At 73.0% G+C, this 16,814-nt stretch carries 17 protein-coding genes; 11 read left to right on the plus strand and 6 right to left on the minus strand.

The genetic code is table 11. The features are described 5' to 3' along the window. The first annotated feature begins 199 nt into the window (after positions 1–199). The 6 genes from ACWGJ2_RS12145 to ACWGJ2_RS12170 all read left to right on the plus strand — a co-directional run bounded on the left by ACWGJ2_RS12145 (position 200) and on the right by ACWGJ2_RS12170 (position 7,012). A complete protein-coding gene (locus ACWGJ2_RS12145) occupies positions 200–1,594 on the plus strand; it encodes a hemolysin family protein (RefSeq protein WP_453345946.1) in 1,395 nt (464 codons plus the stop codon). Beyond that, positions 1,591–2,610, plus strand: coding sequence for a hemolysin family protein (locus ACWGJ2_RS12150; RefSeq protein ID WP_453345947.1), 1,020 nt, complete (start codon positions 1,591–1,593; stop codon positions 2,608–2,610). The genes ACWGJ2_RS12145 and ACWGJ2_RS12150 overlap by 4 nt, the downstream gene beginning before the upstream one ends. 226 nt (positions 2,611–2,836) lie before the next feature. Then, the gene (locus ACWGJ2_RS12155; RefSeq protein ID WP_453345948.1) at positions 2,837–3,634 is read left to right on the plus strand and encodes an SGNH/GDSL hydrolase family protein; all 798 of its coding nucleotides are present in this window, start codon (positions 2,837–2,839) and stop codon (positions 3,632–3,634) included. Positions 3,635–3,645: 11 nt separating this feature from the next. Then, positions 3,646–5,076, plus strand: coding sequence for an adenylosuccinate lyase (purB, locus tag ACWGJ2_RS12160; RefSeq protein WP_453345949.1), 1,431 nt, complete (start codon positions 3,646–3,648; stop codon positions 5,074–5,076). Positions 5,077–5,141: 65 nt separating this feature from the next. Further along, positions 5,142–5,636 carry a G/U mismatch-specific DNA glycosylase gene (gene mug, locus ACWGJ2_RS12165; protein ID WP_453345950.1) on the plus strand — a complete coding sequence of 165 codons (495 nt, stop codon included), beginning with the start codon at positions 5,142–5,144 and terminating at the stop codon, positions 5,634–5,636. 206 nt (positions 5,637–5,842) lie between these two features. After that, positions 5,843–7,012, plus strand: a complete 1,170-nt coding sequence (locus ACWGJ2_RS12170) for an ROK family protein (RefSeq protein ID WP_453345951.1) — start codon at positions 5,843–5,845, stop codon at positions 7,010–7,012. A gap of 11 nt (positions 7,013–7,023) precedes the next feature. On the opposite strand, the gene ACWGJ2_RS12175 is transcribed toward ACWGJ2_RS12170, so the two are convergent. Next, positions 7,024–7,488: a DUF6194 family protein gene (locus ACWGJ2_RS12175; protein WP_453345952.1), complete on the minus strand. Its 465-nt coding sequence runs from the start codon at positions 7,486–7,488 to the stop codon at positions 7,024–7,026. Between the two features lie 86 nt (positions 7,489–7,574). Here ACWGJ2_RS12175 and ACWGJ2_RS12180 point away from each other — a divergent pair, with 86 nt between their 5' ends. Next, the gene (locus ACWGJ2_RS12180; RefSeq protein WP_453345953.1) at positions 7,575–8,276 is read left to right on the plus strand and encodes a MerR family transcriptional regulator; all 702 of its coding nucleotides are present in this window, start codon (positions 7,575–7,577) and stop codon (positions 8,274–8,276) included. Between the two features lie 367 nt (positions 8,277–8,643). Here the strand turns inward: ACWGJ2_RS12180 and ACWGJ2_RS12185 are convergent, their stop codons facing one another. After that, entirely contained in the window at positions 8,644–9,414 is a 771-nt protein-coding gene (locus tag ACWGJ2_RS12185) for a GntR family transcriptional regulator (protein ID WP_453345954.1), read from the minus strand. Positions 9,415–9,616: 202 nt separating this feature from the next. On the opposite strand from ACWGJ2_RS12185, the gene ACWGJ2_RS12190 reads away from it, so the two are divergent. Then, a complete protein-coding gene (locus ACWGJ2_RS12190; RefSeq protein ID WP_453345955.1) occupies positions 9,617–10,372 on the plus strand; it encodes an SDR family oxidoreductase in 756 nt (251 codons plus the stop codon). Between the two features lie 136 nt (positions 10,373–10,508). Here the strand turns inward: ACWGJ2_RS12190 and ACWGJ2_RS12195 are convergent, their stop codons facing one another. Together ACWGJ2_RS12195 and ACWGJ2_RS12200 are read right to left on the minus strand one after the other, a co-directional pair. Next, positions 10,509–11,498, minus strand: coding sequence for an aldo/keto reductase (locus ACWGJ2_RS12195; RefSeq protein WP_453345956.1), 990 nt, complete (start codon positions 11,496–11,498; stop codon positions 10,509–10,511). 66 nt (positions 11,499–11,564) lie between these two features. Beyond that, positions 11,565–12,152, minus strand: a complete 588-nt coding sequence (locus ACWGJ2_RS12200; protein WP_453345957.1) for a flavodoxin family protein — start codon at positions 12,150–12,152, stop codon at positions 11,565–11,567. 160 nt (positions 12,153–12,312) lie between these two features. Between ACWGJ2_RS12200 and ACWGJ2_RS12205 the strand changes: the two genes are divergently transcribed. Then, positions 12,313–13,041: a TetR/AcrR family transcriptional regulator gene (locus ACWGJ2_RS12205; protein WP_453345958.1), complete on the plus strand. Its 729-nt coding sequence runs from the start codon at positions 12,313–12,315 to the stop codon at positions 13,039–13,041. A 104-nt stretch (positions 13,042–13,145) separates the two neighbouring features. Here ACWGJ2_RS12205 and sigJ read toward each other — a convergent pair whose 3' ends face one another. Further along, positions 13,146–14,069 carry an RNA polymerase sigma factor SigJ gene (gene sigJ / locus ACWGJ2_RS12210; RefSeq protein ID WP_453345959.1) on the minus strand — a complete coding sequence of 308 codons (924 nt, stop codon included), beginning with the start codon at positions 14,067–14,069 and terminating at the stop codon, positions 13,146–13,148. A 179-nt stretch (positions 14,070–14,248) separates the two neighbouring features. Here sigJ and ACWGJ2_RS12215 point away from each other — a divergent pair, with 179 nt between their 5' ends. After that, positions 14,249–15,121: an alpha/beta fold hydrolase gene (locus ACWGJ2_RS12215; protein WP_453346034.1), complete on the plus strand. Its 873-nt coding sequence runs from the start codon at positions 14,249–14,251 to the stop codon at positions 15,119–15,121. A gap of 204 nt (positions 15,122–15,325) precedes the next feature. After that, positions 15,326–16,159: a class I SAM-dependent methyltransferase gene (locus tag ACWGJ2_RS12220; protein ID WP_453345960.1), complete on the plus strand. Its 834-nt coding sequence runs from the start codon at positions 15,326–15,328 to the stop codon at positions 16,157–16,159. A gap of 39 nt (positions 16,160–16,198) precedes the next feature. Here the strand turns inward: ACWGJ2_RS12220 and ACWGJ2_RS12225 are convergent, their stop codons facing one another. Then, complete coding sequence (locus ACWGJ2_RS12225) at positions 16,199–16,627, minus strand: VOC family protein (RefSeq protein ID WP_453345961.1); 429 nt, start codon at positions 16,625–16,627, stop codon at positions 16,199–16,201. Positions 16,628–16,814: the final 187 nt, after the last annotated feature.

The raw sequence follows: 16,814 nt of genomic DNA on the forward strand, positions 1-16,814 counted from the left end.
ACGGCGTATGAGGGGCCCTCGCCTGGGAACACGGAGCGGACCGTGTCCGTTTACGATGAACATTCCGCTTCCCGCCACCGGCCCCCACGCCGGGGCGCTCCGACGAAAGGTGTGAGCGTCCGCCCATGGGCGACCCTCCCAGTAGCAGACATCGAGCGAACCTCCCCTCTCTCCCCGACCATGGGACGGAGGTGAACCGATGACCGAAGTGCTTCTGCTGCTCGTGGCCCTCCTGCTCGCTCTGGCGTGCGGCGCCTTCGTCGCGGCCGAATTCTCGCTGACGACGGTGGAGCGCGCCGATCTGGAGCGTGCCGTCCAGCGCGGCGAGCGCGGCGCGGACAGCGCCATGAAGGCCGTCCGCTCCCTCACCTTCCAGCTCTCGGGTGCCCAGCTCGGCATCACCGTGACCAATCTGGTCGTCGGCATGCTCGCCGAGCCGTCCATCTCCAAGCTGATCGCGGGTCCGCTGGAGGACGTGGGCATCCCCGCGTCCGCCTCGTCCTCGGTCGCCCTCGTGCTCGGTACGGCCATCTCCACCGTCGTGCTGATGGTCGTCGGCGAGCTGGTCCCCAAGAACTGGGCGATCTCCAAGCCGCTGCCCATCGCGCGGCACGTGGCCACCCCGCAGCGCGCCTTCTCGGCGCTTTTCCGCCCGCTGATCCGGCACCTCAACAACACCGCGAACCGCATACTGCGCAGGATGGGCCTGGAGCCCACAGAGGAGCTGGCCTCGGCCCGCTCCCCGCAGGAGCTGGTCGCGCTGGCCAGGCACTCCGCCAAGGAGGGGTCGCTGGAGGCGGACACCGCCGATCTCTTCGTGCGCACCCTGCACCTGGCCGAGCTGACGGCCGAGAACGTGATGACGCCGCGCGTGCAGGTCACGGCGCTGGAGGTGCAGACCACGGCGGAGGACGTCGCGAACGCGACCCGCGCCACGGGCCTGTCGCGCTTCCCCGTCTACCGCGGCAGCCTGGACACCGTCGTCGGCATCGTACGGATCAAGGACGTGCTGGCGGTCCCCGCCGAGCAGCGCCCCCGCTATCCGGTGACCGAGCTGATGCGCGAGGCGCTCCTCGTACCGGAGTCGCTGACGGTCGACAGGCTGCTGGACCGGATGCCGGGCGGTGACCGCAGCATCGCGGTCGTCATCGACGAGTACGGAGGCACGGCCGGGGTGGTCACCCTGGAGGACATCATCGAGGAGGTCGTGGGCGAGGTCCGCGACGAGCACGACCCGCTGGAGACGCCCGATCTGGCCCCGGCCGGTGAGGACCCGGACGGCCGGAAGATCTACGACGCGGACGGCGCGGCCCGCACGGACCAACTGGAGTCCATCGGCCTGCGCGCCCCCGAGGGCCCGTACGAGACGCTGGCCGGGCTCATCGCCACCGAGCTGGGCCGTATCCCGGCCGAGGGCGACACCGTCGAGGTGGCGGAGTGGCGCCTGGACGTCGTGGACGCGACGGGCCGCCGGGCAGCCCAGGTCCGGCTGACGGCGCCTCTTGAGGAGCCGCCGGACGAGGAGGGGCCCACGGGCTCCACCAAGGCGCACGCGGACAAGGCGCACGCCGACGCCGGGGAGGCGCACCGATGACCGCCGTGCAGTTGTTCATCGGCCTGCTGACGCTGGTCGTCAACGCGTTCTTCGTCGGCGCCGAGTTCGCCCTGATCTCGGTCCGGCGCAGCCAGATCGAGCCGCGCGTCGAGGCGGGCGACCGCAGGGCGCGCAGCGTCCTGTGGGGCCTGGAGCACGTGTCGGCGCTGCTGGCCGCCGCGCAGCTCGGCATCACCCTGTGCACCCTGGTGCTGGGTGTGGTCGCGGAGCCCGCGATCGCGCATCTGCTGGAGCCGGTCTTCCACGCGGTCGGCGTGCCCGACGGGCTGACGCACCCGATCTCCTTCGTGATCGCGCTGACGCTGGCCACGTATCTGCACATGCTGCTGGGCGAGATGGTCCCGAAGAACATCGCGCTGGCCGAGCCCGAGCGCACCGCGCTGTGGCTGGGCCCCCCGCTGGTCGCGCTCTCGCGTGCCCTGCGCCCGGTGATCTTCACGATCAACGCCTTCGCCAACAGCCTGCTGAAGCTGCTCAAGGTGGAGCCGAAGAACGAGGTCGAGTCGGCGTTCTCGGACGACGAGCTGGCCCAGATGGTCGCCGACTCCAGTGAGGCGGGACTGCTCGACGACCGCTCGACGGAGCGGCTGCGCGACGCGCTGGAGCTGGGCCGCCGCCCGGTCGGCGACGTGGCGCGGCCGACGGACCGGGTCGTCGCCGCCCGGCTCGGGGTGACCCCCGAGGAGCTGGAGCGGCTGTCGGCCAGCTCGGGCTTCTCCCGCTTCCCCGTGGTCGACGGCGACGGGCGCGCGATGGGCTATCTGCACGTGAAGGACGCACTGGACGCGTCCCCGCGCGAGGCGCCCTTCCCCTCCACGGCGATGCGGCCGATCGCGCTGGTGCGGGCCACGATGCCGCTGGACGACGTGCTGGGCGCGATGCGCTCCAGCGGCACCCACCTCGCCGCGGTGATCGGCGAGGACGGGCGCGCCGCGGGCGTCGTCACGATGGAGGACGTCCTGCGCGAGCTGGTGGGCCGCCAGCCCGCCGCGTAGCCGCCCGGTGAGCGGGCTGAGCAGCAGCTCGTCACCGCTCACCCGGCCGCTTTTCCGGCGCCCCCTCCCCCGGGTCTCCCCGGCGGGCGGGGGCGCCGTCGTCTTCCGCGCTGACGCCGGTGGCCGCCGGGCGGGGCCCGGCCGCTCCCCGCCCGGACCAGGGAACGCTCCTGGTCAGCCCAGGGCGACGACCAGTTGCCCCGGGCAACGGTTAGAATCGCTGGACGTGACCACCACGACCAGCATCCGCAGTTTCGTCGCCCTGGGCGACTCCTTCACCGAGGGCATGTCGGACCTACTCCCGGACGGCACGTACCGCGGCTGGGCCGATCTGCTGGCGGGCCGCCTCGCCGCCCGCACCGAGGACTTCCGCTACGCGAACCTCGCCGTGCGCGGCAAGCTCATCGGCCAGATCGCCGCCGACCAGGTGGACACCGCGGCGTCCATGGGCGCGGACCTGGTGACCCTGGTGGGCGGCCTGAACGACACCCTGCGGCCCAAGTGCGACATGCGCAGGGTGTGCGGGCTGCTGGAGGAGTCGGTGGCGAAGCTGGCGCCGAACTGCGGGCAGCTCGTCCTGATGCGCAGCCCCGGCAGGAACGGGCCCGTCATGGAGCGCTACCGGCCGCGCATCGAGCAGCTCTTCGACTTCGTCGACGAGCTGGCCGAGCGGCACGGCGCCCTCGTGGTGGACCTCTACGGCGGCGGCACCGCCTCGCTGGGCGACCCCCGCCTGTGGGCCGACGACCGCCTGCACCTGACGTACGAGGGACACCAGCGGGTGGCCGAGGCCGTATGGCAGAAGCTGGGCCTTCCGCCGGAGTCGGACTGGCAGGCGGCGCTCCCCGCTGCCGTACCCCCGTCGTGGCCCGCGCGGCGCCTCGCCGACGCCCGCTTCGCACGCGTCCACCTGCTGCCCTGGATCGGCAGGCGGCTGACGGGCCGCTCCACCGGCGACGGACGGCTTCCCAAGCGCCCCGACCTGGCACCCCTGGCCTGCGAGGACACCCCGCAGAACCCGTAGAATCTCCAGGCGTGACTGACAAGCCGCGCATCCCGAACGTCCTCGCAGGCCGCTACGCCTCCCTCGACCTGACCCGTCTGTGGTCCCCCGAGCACAAGGTGGTGCTGGAGCGGAGGCTGTGGCTCGCCGTGCTGAAGGCGCAGCGGGACCTGGGCATCGAGGTGCCGGACGAGGCCGTCGCCGACTACGAGCGGGTGCTGGAGCAGGTCGATCTGGCCTCCATCGCGGAGCGCGAGAAGGTCACGCGGCACGACGTGAAGGCCCGCATCGAGGAGTTCAACGCGCTCGCGGGGCACGAGCACGTCCACAAGGGCATGACCTCCCGTGACCTGACGGAGAACGTCGAGCAGCTCCAGATCCGGCTGTCCCTGGAGCTGGTGCGCGACCGCACGGTGGCCCTCCTCGCCCGGCTCGGGAAGCTGGCGGGCGAGCACGCCGAGCTGGTGATGGCGGGCCGCTCGCACAACGTCGCGGCGCAGGCCACCACCCTCGGCAAGCGCTTCGCGACCGGCGCCGACGAGCTGCTCGTCGCCTACGGCCGCCTTGAGGACCTGCTCTCGCGCTACCCGCTGCGCGGCGTGAAGGGCCCGGTCGGCACAGCGCAGGACATGCTGGACCTGCTCGGCGGCGACGAGGAGAAGCTGGCCGCGCTGGAGGAGCGCATCGCGCACCACCTCGGATTCGCGCACGTCTTCACCTCCGTCGGCCAGGTCTACCCGCGCTCCCTGGACTACGACGTGGTCAGCGGCCTCGTGCAGCTCGCCGGGGCGCCCTCGTCACTGGCGAAGACGATCCGGCTGATGGCGGGCCAGGAGCTGGTGACCGAGGGCTTCAAGGAGGGCCAGGTCGGCTCGTCCGCGATGCCGCACAAGATGAACACCCGCTCCTGCGAGCGCGTCAACGGCCTGATGGTCATCCTGCGCGGCTACGCCTCGATGACGGGCGAGCTTGCGGGCGACCAGTGGAACGAGGGCGACGTGTCCTGCTCGGTCGTGCGCCGCGTCGCGCTCCCGGACGCGTTCTTCGCGTTCGACGGCCTGGTGGAGACCTTCCTGACGGTGCTGGACGAGTTCGGCGCCTTCCCCGCCGTGGTGGCGCGCGAGCTGGACCGCTACCTCCCGTTCCTGGCCACGACGAAGGTGCTGATGGCCGCGGTGCGCGCCGGGGTCGGCAGGGAGACAGCGCACGAGGTCATCAAGGAGCACGCGGTCGCCTCGGCGCTCGCGATGCGCGGGGGCGCCGAGCGCAACGAACTGCTGGAGCGGCTCGCGGCCGACGAGCGGATGCCGCTCGGCCGGTCCGAACTGGAGGCCCTGATGGCCGACCGGCTCTCCTTCACCGGAGCCGCGTCCGCGCAGGTCGGTGCGGTGCTCGCCCGTATCGAGGAGATCGCGAAGCGGCACCCGGAAGCCGCCGCCTACGTACCGGGGTCGATCCTCTGACCCCGCCGGGCGCCCGTCCCAGCCGAGAGGAGCTGGAAGCGGCCCGCGACCGCCTCGTACCCGACGTGGCCGCGGAGGGTCTGCGCGTCCTGTTCTGCGGCATCAACCCCGGGCTGATGTCGGCCGCAACAGGTCACCACTTCGCCCGACCGGGCAACCGCTTCTGGCCGGTGCTGCACGCCTCGGGCTTCACCCCGAGGCGGCTGCGCCCCGACGAGGAGCGGGAGCTGCTGTCGTACGGGCTGGGCATCACCAACGTCGTGGCCCGGGCCAGCGCCAGGGCGGACGAGCTGAGCGACGAGGAGTACCGCGAGGGCGGGCGCATCCTCACCGCGAAGGTGGAGAGGCTGCGGCCACGCTGGCTCGCGGTCGTCGGCGTCACCGCCTACCGCACCGCCTTCGGCGACCGGCACGCTCGAATCGGCCCGCAGGAGCGCGTGATCGGCGACACCCGGGTGTGGGCCCTGCCCAACCCCAGCGGGCTGAACGCCCACTGGACGCTGGAGACGATGGCCGAGGAGTACGGGCGGCTGCGGGAGGCGGCCGACGCGGAGGGGTAGCCCTGCCGGGATGGGACTGGATGGGGCAGGGCCGCGCCCCGTGCGGGCTGAGGCATCGCGGACCGGGCGCGTCGGGCCCGCCGACGCACCGCGCACGGCCCGGACCTCCCCCGGACCTCCCCGCGCCGGACCAGGCGCCGGGCACTCGCCGTGACCGAACACACCAGCTACGATCCGCCACACACGCACCAGCAGGGAGGCGGACGTTGGAGAGGCTCACCGGCAGGGATCCGTCCCTGCTGCGACGGATCAACTCCACCGTCGTCCTGCGCGCGCTGCGAGCGGAGGCCAGGGGTGCGGCGCCGACGCTGACGGACCTCGTCCGCGCCACCGAACTGTCCAGGCCGACCGTCGAGGGCGTGGTCGAGCAGCTCATCGGCGCGGGGCTCGTCGAGGAGGCCGAGGAGGAGCCGGGCGGCGAGGGCGGCGGGGCGCGCAGGGGGCGTCCGGCGCGCCGGTTCCGCTTCCGCGCCGAGGCCGGTCATCTGCTCGGCATCGAGATCGGACCGCACCGCATCGCCGCCGTCCTCGCGGACCTGACGGGCCGGTTCACCGGCACGGTCTCGCACGAGGTCGACGAGAAGGCCACCGCCGACGAGCGCCTGGAACGGGCCAGGGGCACCGTCGCCGAGCTGCTGCGCAGGACCGAGGTGCCGCGGAGCAATCTGCGGGCCGTGGGCGTCGGCACGCCGGGCATCGTGGAGGCGGACGGGACCGTACGGCTCGGCACCGCGCTCCCGGGGTGGACGGGGCTGCCGCTCGGCGAGCGGCTGCGGCGCTCGTTCCGCTGCCCGGTGCTGGTGGAGAACGACGCCAACGCGGGAGTGCTCGCCGAGCGCTGGAAGGGCGCGGCGACCGGCTCCCAGGACGTGGTGATGGTGCTGGTCGGGCTGAGCCCGGGCGCCGGTTCGCTGATCGGCGGGCGGCTGCACCGGGGGTTCGGGGGCGCGGCCGGTGAGATCGGCGCCCTGCACCTGCTGGGGCGCGAGGCCACTCCCGAGCATCTGCTGTCGACCACGGACGAGCCGCTGCACCCGCTGGACGAGGCGGCGGTCGCCCGGGTCTTCAGCCTCGCGCGGCAGGGGGACGCGCGGGCGCGGGCGGCCATGGACCGCTTCATGCAGCGGCTGGTCCACGACGTGGCCGCGCTGGTACTGGCCCTGGACCCCGAACTCGTCGTGGTCGGCGGCTGGGCGTCGGGCCTGGACGACGTGCTGGAACCGCTGCGCCAGGAACTGGAACGCTACTGCCTGCGCCCGCCGCGCGTGGCGCTCTCCGTCCTGGGCGAGGCGGCGGTGGCGACGGGCGCGCTGCGGCTCGCGCTGGACCACGTCGAGAACGAGCTGGGCCTCGGGGAGCAACAGGTCAGCCAGTGACGCCGCGTCGTTCATTCGGCGCGTCGCTCATGGCGTGAGCGCGCCAGGTGGTGGGCCGCGCGCAGCAGTTCACGTGTCGGCGCCTCGGTGCGCTCGCCCGGGTTCACCACTGCCAGCCAGCCGACGGTGCCGTAGACGGGGTGCGCGAGCACGGTGTCGGTGGCGCCGGGATCGGCCTCGGCGGAGGCCGGTTCGCGTGGTGCGTGACCGGTCCACCGGATGAACGCTTCCTTTCCGGCGGCGATGTTCACGCGGAAGGTGTCAGGGCGGTCCAGGCGCGATGCCTCGTCGCCGGGGTAGTTCTTGGTCACGACGGTGGCGAACGGCTGGGCCGTCGCCGGAGCGGCGCCGTCGGGCGCGTAGTAGAAGAACGTGTCGCCCCAGCTCAGCTCCGGCGTGCCGTCGCCGGGTGCGGGCCTGATGGTCAGGACGCCGTCGAGGCCGCCCACGAAGCCGATGATCTCGTCGATGGTCATGTGCTCTAGCGTTGCATTGAAGTGCTTGTGGAGACTTCGAGGCCGAGATGGGAGGTGGCGGGATGCCAGGTCTCAATTCAGGGGGTATGCGCACCGCTGATGTCGCGCGCCGCGCCGGGTACTCCGTCCAGCAGGTTCGCAATCTTGAGCGCGACGGAGTGCTTCCGCCCGCGACGCGCACGGCCACGGGCTACCGGGTCTACGGGGAGGTGCATCTCCAGTCCGTGCTGGCCTACCGGGCGCTCGCCGCGGGCGTGGGGCCGGTCGAGGCCAAGAAGATCGTTCGGGCCTTCCACCAGTCCCCCGTCTCGCAGGCGCTCGCCCTGCTCGACGCGGCACACGCCCGACTCGCCACAGAGCGCGCGGAGTTGAGGCAGGCGAGGGAGGCCGCCCACGCGATCTCCGGCGAGCCGGTCGACGATGTGCGCACGTCGGACTCGATGAGCATCTCCGAACTCGCCGCCGCCCTCGGGGTGCGCCCTTCGACGTTGCGGCACTGGCATGCGGAGGCTCTCGTCGTCCCGGACCGCGACCCCGTGCGCGGAACGCGGCGGTACACACCGGCTCAGGTGCGGGACGCGCGGATCGTCCACCAACTGCGCAGGGCCGGATACCGCATCACGCCCCTGCGGGCCCTCATGCCGGAGTTGCGACGCGGCCACCGACCGGAAAATGTCCTTTCGGCGCTGGCCGCCAGGGACGTCGGCATCACGGCCCGGTCCGAGGCCCTTCTCGACGGTGCCGGCGCGCTCAGTGCCGTGCTCGCCTTCCACCGGCGAACAGCCTGAACGGAACGCCCGCCGCGCGGCGGGCGGTTGGCCCTCGCCCCGTGGGGGTTCAGCGACCGGGCCTGCCCAGGCGGGCCGCCCAGCGGCTCAGGGCCCGCCGCGACCGGCGAGTACGGGACGGGCCCGGCCGACGGCCTTCCGCTTCCGCTTCGGCCCGAACGGCTCCTGCTCCGGTTCCCCCGGGGCTTCGCCCCCAGCGCCCGTCGGGCGACAGTACCGGCGCCTTGCGTTCCGCCTGGGCGCGGATCTCCACGTGGGGGCGCTGGACGGCCGCGGAGGGAGGCGGGAGGTGGCCGCTGAATCGCGTCAACAGCGCTACGGGCCGCTGCTCCCGCCCCGGTACCGCTCCCCGGTACGGCTCGCTCGCCTAGCTCGCCAGCACGGGCTCCGCTCCGCTGTCCGCGAAGGTGAGGCGGCAGGTGTCGGCGCGGTAGGTGGAGACCGCGACCGCCGCGGTGCGTCCCCGCGCGACATAGCGGGTGGTGACGACCAGCACGGGTGCGCCCGGGAGCCGGTCGAGCTGGCGCGCGTCGTCCGCGCGCGCGGAGCCCAGTTCCACCGTCCGCTCCTGGCCCTCCAGTTCGAGCCGGTGCAGCTCACGCAGGACCGCGCCCCCGTCGGAGGCTCCCGCGGCCGCCTCCTCGTCGGAGGAACCGGAAGCACCGGCAGCACTGGAGGCGCCCGGAACGGACGCGTCCGGCACATACAGCAGCTCGGCGGCGACCGGCTGCCCATTGGTCATACGGGTGCGCCGCAGCACGTGGACCGGGGAGCCTTCGGGGAGGTCGAGCAGCCGCGCGACGGGCACGGGCGGCGCGGTGTGCTCCGCGTCGTCCGTCCGCCAGGCGTCACCCGGCGCGCCCGGCCAAGCGTGCTCGGCGCGACCGACGTCCACCCCGACGCGGGGCGGTGCCACCGTGGTGCCCACACCACGGCGGCGCTGGAGGCGGCCCTCCAGCTCAAGCTGTTCGAGCGCCTGCCGGAGCGTGGCACGAGCGACGCCGAAACGAGCCGCCAGATCGCGCTCGTTCGGCAGGATCTCGCCGACCGTGAACTCCGAGTCGAGCGCGTCGGACAGCACGGTCTTCAAGTGCCAGTACTTCGGCTCCGGCACCGTTTCCAGCTGCGTGGTCCCCACCCTTGCCTCCGCAATCGCCGCGTACCCACCGGGTTTATGCGTGCTTGTTTTTTAAAGGTTGTTGCGTATGCCCGACCATAGGGCGGGCCTCACCCTTGGTCAAGACCAATCAGCGATCCGCCGGAGCCGCCGAAGGCTGTCCCGCGCGGCTCCACCGTGCCATGATCGATCATCGATCACCTAACGGCGGAAGGAAGCAGCGATGGCGACACCACGACAGGTCACCGTCGTCACCGGCGGGGGCCGCGGCATCGGCGCTGCCGTAGCGGTGCGGCTGGCACGCGCCGGGCACCGCGTCGGCATCGGCTACGAGCGCGCGCGGGAGAGCGCCGAGCGCACGGCCGACGCCGTGCGCGCCGAGGGGGGCGAGGCGCTGACCGTACGGCTGGACACCAGCGTCGAGGAGCAGGTCGACGCCCTCTTCGACCAGGTCACCGAGGCGTTCGGCCCGCTCACCGGGCTCGTCAACAACGCGGGGATCTCCGGCCCGCTCGGCCGCTTCACCGAGACCTCGCCCGAGGTGATGCGCCGCGTCGTCGACGTCAACGTGACCGGCACGCTGCTGTGCGCGCGGCGGGCGCTGCGCGAGATGTCCACCGCGCGCGGCGGCGCGGGCGGCAGCATCGTCAACATCTCCTCGTCGGCCGCCACCCTGGGCTCCCCCGGCGAGTATGTGCACTACGCCGCCACGAAGGCCGCCGTCGACGCGATGACGGTGGGCCTGGCCAAGGAGTTCGGGCCCGAGGGCGTGCGGGTCAACTCCGTGCAGCCCGGCTCCGTCCTCACGGACATGCACGCCGCCATGGGGGACCCCGACCGGCCCTGGAAGAAGGCCGGGATCACCCCGGCCAGGCGGCCCGGCACCCCCGAGGAGATCGCGAACGCGGTCGCCTGGCTGATCTCCGACGAGGCGTCGTTCACCTCGGGCGCGGTGCTGCGGGTCGCGGGCGGGCTCTGACGGGGCCGACGGAGCGGGGGCGCCGGAGCGGGGGCGCCGGAGCGGGCCCGCTACAACCTCACCGGCCGCGGCACCCCCGCCGCCCTGCGCTGATCTCACCAGAGCCGGCTTGGGTGGCGTCTGTCCGGGGGCGGGCTCAGGTCCAGGTGGGCACGTGTCCGTCGGCGTAGCGGGCGCCGAAGCCGCCCCGGGGCAGGATCTCGCCGATGGCCGCGAGGTCGGCGGCGGTGAGGGTGAGGTCGGCGGCGCCGGTGTTCTCGTCGATGCGCTCCGGGCTGCGGGTGCCGGGGATGGGCACAATGTGCTCGCCCCGGGACAGGAGCCAGGCCAGGGCGAGCTGGGAGACGCTGGCGCCCTTGGCCGCCGCGAGCTCGGCGAGCCGGTCGACGGCTTCGACGTTCTTCTCGAAGTTGCCCGGCCGCCAGCGCGGGTCGCTGTTGCGTATGTCGGTGGCTTCGTACTGGCCTGCGGGCTTGGCGGTGCCGGTGATGAACCCGCGCCCGAGGGGTGAGTAGGCGACGAAGCCGATGCCGAGTTCGTCCAGGACGGGGAAGAGCTGCTCGACGTCCCGTTCGAACAGGGAGTACTCGGTCTGTAGGACGGAGACCGGCCGCACGGCGTGCGCCTTGCGAATCGTCCCGGGCCCGGCCTCGCTGAGACCGAAGTACTTCACCTTGCCCGCGTCGATCAGTTCTCCGACGGTGCCCGCGACCTCCTCGATGGGCACCTCGGGGTCGACCCGGTGCTGATAGAAGACGTCGATTTGATCCACGCCGAGGTAGCGCAGGCTGTTGTCGGCGACCTTGCGGATGTTGTCGGGCCGGCTGTCGAGAGCGCCGCCGATCCGCTCCGGCGGCACCGACATGTCGACTCCGAACTTGGTGGCCAGAACCACGTCGTCACGGAAGTCCCTGACGGCCTTGCCGACCAGGATCTCGTTGGATCCGGTGCCCCAGCCGTACATCTCGGCGGTGTCGAAGAATGTGACGCCCAGGTCGTGGGCGCGGCGGAGGGCGGCGACGCGGGCCTCCTCGTCGGTGGATCCGTAGGCCATCGTCAGGCCCATCGCGCCGTAGCCGATCGCCGAGACCTCAAGGCCCTGGCTTCCGAGCGTCCGGTACTGCATGGTGCACTCCTCTGAAAGAAATCCCGTGCGGGGCGGGGCCGCCGGGGCGGTTCACGGACCGTTGTGTCAGTGCGCCGCGGCGGTCAGTCCGGCGCGGTGGATCCGGGTGTGCTCGGCGACGCGCCGGCCGAGGTGGCGGGCGGTGTTCAGGTCCGCGTCATGGACCGCGGGCGTGTCGTTGAAGCTTTGTGCGCCTGCGCCGAGGTAGAAGCCGAGGCGGTTGTCGTCCTGGGGGCCGGCCGTGGTGGTGTTCCAGCCCGGCAGGAGGTCCAGGCTCACCCAGAGCATTCCGTGCTGGGCCGCCAGGAGCGAGAGGTACTGAAGGGTGTGCAGCTTGTCGCCGCTCATGGAGCCGGAGTTGGTGAATCCCGCCGCGAGCTTGTCGCTCCAGGCGCGGGTCATCCACCGCTTGCTGGTGGCCTCGGCGAAAGCGTGGAACGCCCCGGACGCGGTGCCCATATAGGTGGGGGTGCCGAAGATGATGGCGTCCGCGGCGTCCATCAGCTCCCAGTCGGCGTCGCCGAGGGAGGCGACGTCCACGCGGTGGACCCGGGCCCCGGTGACGGAGCGTGCGCCGTCCTCGACGGCGGTGGCGATCTGCGCGGTGTGGCCGTAGCCGGAATGCGACGCGATGACGATCGAGATGTCGGACACGGGTGTTCCTCTCCTGCCGCGATGGCGGCGCGTTCCGTAGTGCTGCCGACGGGCGACGAGCCGCGGGCCGGCGCCGAGCACCAGCAGCGTGAATCGTCGTTCCGCTTTAAACCGTAGCACTGATAAGGCGCCGCTACGCAAAATGCGATATCGTCGTTCCATGAACGAGGGACGACGCACCGCGCGGCGCCAGGTGCTCCAGGTGGCCGCCGAGCTTTTGGAGGAGGGCGGCAGTGAAGCGGTCTCCACGCGCGCCGTCGCCGCGGCCGCGGGCATCACAGCCCCCGCGCTCTACCGGATGTTCGACGACAAGGACGGGCTCCTGGCCGAGCTGGCCACCTACGGATTCGACATGTACCTGGCCGAGAAACGGGAGGCACTGGCGCTGACCCCCGACGACCCGGTGGCGGACCTCTACCGGGGCTGGGACCTGCACGTCGACTTCGGACTGCGGCACCCCGCGTTCTACATGCTCATGTACGGCACGGTGCAGCCCGGACGGCGGCCCCCGGCCGCGGACGAGGCGCACGCCCTGCTGGTGAGTCTGCTGCGTCAGGCGGCCGACGCCGGGCGCCTACGGGTTCCGGTGGAGCAGGCGACCCGCGTCATCCACGCGGCGACCACGGGTGCCACGCTGGCGCTGATCGGCGAAGAGCCCGCGGAGCGGGACCTGGCCCCTTCGGTACGGCTGCGGGACACCGTCATCGCCTCCGTCACCACGGACTCGCCCGCCCCGCCCGGGTCGGACCTGGCCTCGCGCGCACTCGCCCTCGACGCCGCACTGGAAACCGCGCTCACCACCGGGCCCCCGGCCGCGGGCGCCGGGGTGCCGCTGCGGGACACGGAGACGGCTCTGCTGCGCGACTGGCTGCGGCAGCTCGCAGGCTGAACCGGCCGCCCCGCTCTGCCGGGTCCGCGCCGAAGCCGACGAGTACGGCGCCGGGCAGACGGACCCCGGCAGGATCAATCGCGCCGGGGTCCCCCGTGCCTCACCTACTCACGCCCGGTCACCGGCAAGTGCGCGATCTTGTCGGGGTTCGCGAGCAGATAGACGCTGTGGACCATCCCGTCCACCACGTCGAGCACGAAGACCGCGTAGGGCCGCCCGTCCTGGTGGAGGAGCAGCGCCGGACCGCCGTTGACCTCGATGAAGACGGAGACGTACTCCCCGCCCTCCGGACCGATCGCGGCCAGGAAGCGCCCGACCTTGTCCGCCGAGGTGATGATCCGCACCGGGGCCTTCGCCTTGCCGCCCGCGTCGCTCACGAGGCGCACGTCGGGGGCGAGGAGGGCCAACAGCCCGTCGAGGTCTCCCCCGGTGGCCGCCGCGAGGAAGCGCTCGGTGACGTCGCGCTGCTGGGCGGGGTCCACCTCGAAGCGCGGCCTGCGCTCCTCCACGTGCTGACGGGCCCGCGTCGCGAGCTGACGCACGGCGGGCTCGCCCCGGTCCAGCGCGGCGGCGATCTCGGCGAACGGGAAGCCGAACGCCTCGCGCAGCACGAACACCGCGCGCTCCAGCGGCGTCAGCGACTCCAGCACCACCAGCATGGCGAGCGAGACGGACTCGGTGAGCACCGCGCGCGAGGCGCCCTCGGGTGCGGTGCGCGCGGCGAAGGAACTGGTGTCGGTGGGCAGCGGCTCGGGCAGCCAGGGCCCCACATACGTCTCGCGGCGCGCCTGGACCTGGCGCAGCCTGTCGATGGCGAGCCGCGTCGTGACGCGGACGAGGTAGGCGCGCGGTTCCCGCACGGCCGAGCGGTCCGCGGCCGACCAGCGCAGCCACGCCTCCTGGACCACGTCCTCGGCGTCGGCCACGCGCCCCAGCATGCGGTAGGCCACACCTTCGAGCACGGCCCTGTGCTCCTCGAAGAGATCGACCGCGGCGACGGTGTCCGCGTCGGCGTCGTCTGCTGTCACCTGGTCATCATGACACCCCCGCGAAAAGGGCACAGGTGACCCCCCGGACATGTGCGCGAACAGGGTTCCGCGCCGGACGACTTGCTGACATCGTGTCTACGAACATCTGCCAGCCAGCCGCTCAGCCCGTCCGGCAGTCCGGCCGCGCCACGGCGCCCGACCTCCACGAGGAGTGGACCATGCCCGCCATCGCCTCTCCGCACCCTCCCGTCCGCGTCTCCGAGTCCGTGGTGCGCGTGTCGCCCGTGGGGCGTCCGGCCTTCGACGTCGCGTACGAGCGCCGGGGCAGCGGCGAGCCCGTCGTCCTGCTCCACGGCATCGGCCACCACTGGCAGGCGTGGGAGCCGGTGCTGAGTGTCCTGGCGGCCTCGCACGAGGTCGTGGCGCTCGACCTGCCGGGGTTCGGGACCTCGCCCGCGCTGGCCGAGGGGCAGCCGTACGACGCGGCGGGCGTCGTTCCGCTGCTCGCCGAGACCTTCCGGGCGCTCGGCCTGGAACGCCCGCACGTGGTGGGGAACTCGCTGGGCGGGCTGCTCGCGCTGGAACTCGCGCTGCACGGCCAGGCGCGCTCGGTGACGGCGCTCTCCCCTGCCGGGTTCTGGGCCGAGTGGGAGCGCCGTTGGGCGTTCGGGGTGCTGCTCGGGATGCGCGCGGGCGCCCGCGCCATGCCGGACGCGCTGGTGCGGCAGCTCGCGCGCACGGCCGCCGGACGCTTCGCGCTCACCAGCTCGATATACGCCCGGCCGGGGCGGCGTTCGCCGGAGGCCGTCGTGGCGGAGACGCGGGCGCTGCGGGAGGCCACGGCCTTCACTGCGACGCTGGAGGCCGGGAAGCTGCCGGAGTCGCGGTTCACGCACGACATACCGGATGTGCCGGTGACCATCGGCTGGGGTGACAAGGACCGGCTGCTGCTGCGCCGTCAGGGCGTACGGGCCAAGAAGGTGATACCCGGCGCGCGCCTGGTCCGGCTGCGCGGCTGCGGCCACGTGCCGATGAACGACGACCCCGCCGTCGTGGCCCGGGTCATCGCGGACACGGTGAAGTCCGCCTGACGGCTGACGGCTGACGGCTGACGGCTGACGGCTGACGGCTGACAAGTAACAGATAACAGATGACGACTAACAGCTCACCGCAGGCCGTCGGCGCGCGACGGTTGACGTCCACGGGCCGCCTGACGGAGCCTCACCACGCGGGCCCGCGAACCGGGCCGGAACCGGGACCTGGCACGGGCGAGCGCACGGGAGAGCGGCACGGGGATGACGGAAACGGAAGCGGACGCTGACGGTGAACGGCGGGAGCACCCCGTACCGGAGGAGCGCACGCGGCAGCACGCGCTGACCCTGCGGGAGTTCGCGCGGCAGTCGGAGACCTTCGAGAACAGCGCGCTCAACGGGGCCTTCACCCGGCATCTGGAACGGCTGGTGGACTTCACCGGCGCCGGTCCCGAGGACGTCTGCCTGGACTCGGCGTGCGGCACGGGCATCGTCGCCAGGGCGCTGGCGGCCCGTGCCCGGCACGTCACGGCGCTCGACCTCACGCCCGAGATGCTGGCCTCCGGCAAGGCGGAGGCGGACGGCATCGGGCTGCGCAACCTCGTCTTCCAGCGCGGCGAAGCGGAACGGCTGCCCTTCCTGGACGGCTCGTTCACCCTCGTCGTCTCCCGCTACGCGCTGCACCACGTCCCCGAGCCGGGCCGGGTGGCGGCCGAGCTGGTGCGGGTGTGCCGACGGGGCAGCCGGGTCGTGGTCGCTGACATGGTCGTCGATCCGACCGCGCCTGGCGAGCCCGACCTGTGGGAGCGGCTGCGCGACCCCTCGCACGGCACGCTCCTGACGGCCGACAGGATCGAGGAACTGCTCGCCGCCGCCGGCGGCACGCCAGAGCGGCGCGAGGTCTTCGACATGCCACGGCCACTGCGCCCCTGGCTGGAACAGGCCCGTACGCCGTCCGCCGCCGCGGAACGGATCACGCGCGCGCTGGAGGCGGAGCTGGCGGGCGACGGCGAGGCCACGGGACTGCGGCCCCTGCGCGTCGAGGGCGCGCTGTGGTTCACCCAGACGCTGGCCCATGTGGCGGTGACGGTGGCGTGAGGCCACTGGGCCGGGGCCGGGGCCGGGTCTCCGGGCGCCTCACTCCCCGGCGTTGGACCACTGGCGGGTGCAGAGCACCAGCCGGTAGCCGTCGGGGTCCTCTACGGTGACGCCCCAGGTGTCCCAGTAGGCGTTGCGCGCCGCCACGCGCTTGCCGCCGTTCTCCTCCAGCGCGCGCAGGAGTTCCGGTGGCACGGGCCCGTCGAGGTAGACGACGAGCAGGTCCTCGTCCGTGGGGCTGGGCCGCACGGGGTCACCTGGGCAGTCGGCCAGTTCCAGATGCCATCCCGCGTCGCGCCAGCCCAGCATCAGCAGCCCGTACTCGGCGCCCGGCCCGTCCTCGGCGGCCGCCGCCTCCTTGCGGAACAGCACCTCCAGTCCGAGCCCCCGGGTCCAGAACCGCTCGGCCGCCGCGAGGTCGCGGGAGGGGCGGGCGATACGGACCGGGGCGCTGCCGTTCAGGGGCATGAGGTCTCCTCGTCTGCGGGAGTCGGGAGTCGGGAGCACGGAGGGGGTGGGCGGATGCGTGGTCCGGGGCGCCGCACCAGGCAGGCGGCCCGCGCGGCGGGCCAGTGCCCCGTACCAGGACCGTACGCCGGGCCTGCGCACCGCGGCATCGGCCCGCTGCCCGACCCTGCCTCGGTCCCGGTACCTA

The organism is Streptomyces sp. NPDC054796 (assembly GCF_053611545.1).

What these genes read in the sequence shown, in the direction of transcription:
- ACWGJ2_RS12145 (WP_453345946.1), top strand. Translation starts at nt 200, where the DNA reads ATGACCGAAGTGCTTCTGCTGCTCGTGGCCCTCCTGCTCGCTCTGGCG.
- ACWGJ2_RS12150 (WP_453345947.1), top strand. Translation starts at nt 1,591, where the DNA reads ATGACCGCCGTGCAGTTGTTCATCGGCCTGCTGACGCTGGTCGTCAAC.
- ACWGJ2_RS12175 (WP_453345952.1), bottom strand. Translation starts at nt 7,488, where the DNA reads ATGACCATCGACGAGATCATCGGCTTCGTGGGCGGCCTCGACGGCGTC.
- ACWGJ2_RS12180 (WP_453345953.1), top strand. Translation starts at nt 7,575, where the DNA reads ATGCGCACCGCTGATGTCGCGCGCCGCGCCGGGTACTCCGTCCAGCAG.
- ACWGJ2_RS12190 (WP_453345955.1), top strand. Translation starts at nt 9,617, where the DNA reads ATGGCGACACCACGACAGGTCACCGTCGTCACCGGCGGGGGCCGCGGC.
- ACWGJ2_RS12195 (WP_453345956.1), bottom strand. Translation starts at nt 11,498, where the DNA reads ATGCAGTACCGGACGCTCGGAAGCCAGGGCCTTGAGGTCTCGGCGATC.
- ACWGJ2_RS12205 (WP_453345958.1), top strand. Translation starts at nt 12,313, where the DNA reads ATGAACGAGGGACGACGCACCGCGCGGCGCCAGGTGCTCCAGGTGGCC.
- ACWGJ2_RS12215 (WP_453346034.1), top strand. Translation starts at nt 14,249, where the DNA reads ATGCCCGCCATCGCCTCTCCGCACCCTCCCGTCCGCGTCTCCGAGTCC.
- ACWGJ2_RS12220 (WP_453345960.1), top strand. Translation starts at nt 15,326, where the DNA reads ATGACGGAAACGGAAGCGGACGCTGACGGTGAACGGCGGGAGCACCCC.
- ACWGJ2_RS12225 (WP_453345961.1), bottom strand. Translation starts at nt 16,627, where the DNA reads ATGCCCCTGAACGGCAGCGCCCCGGTCCGTATCGCCCGCCCCTCCCGC.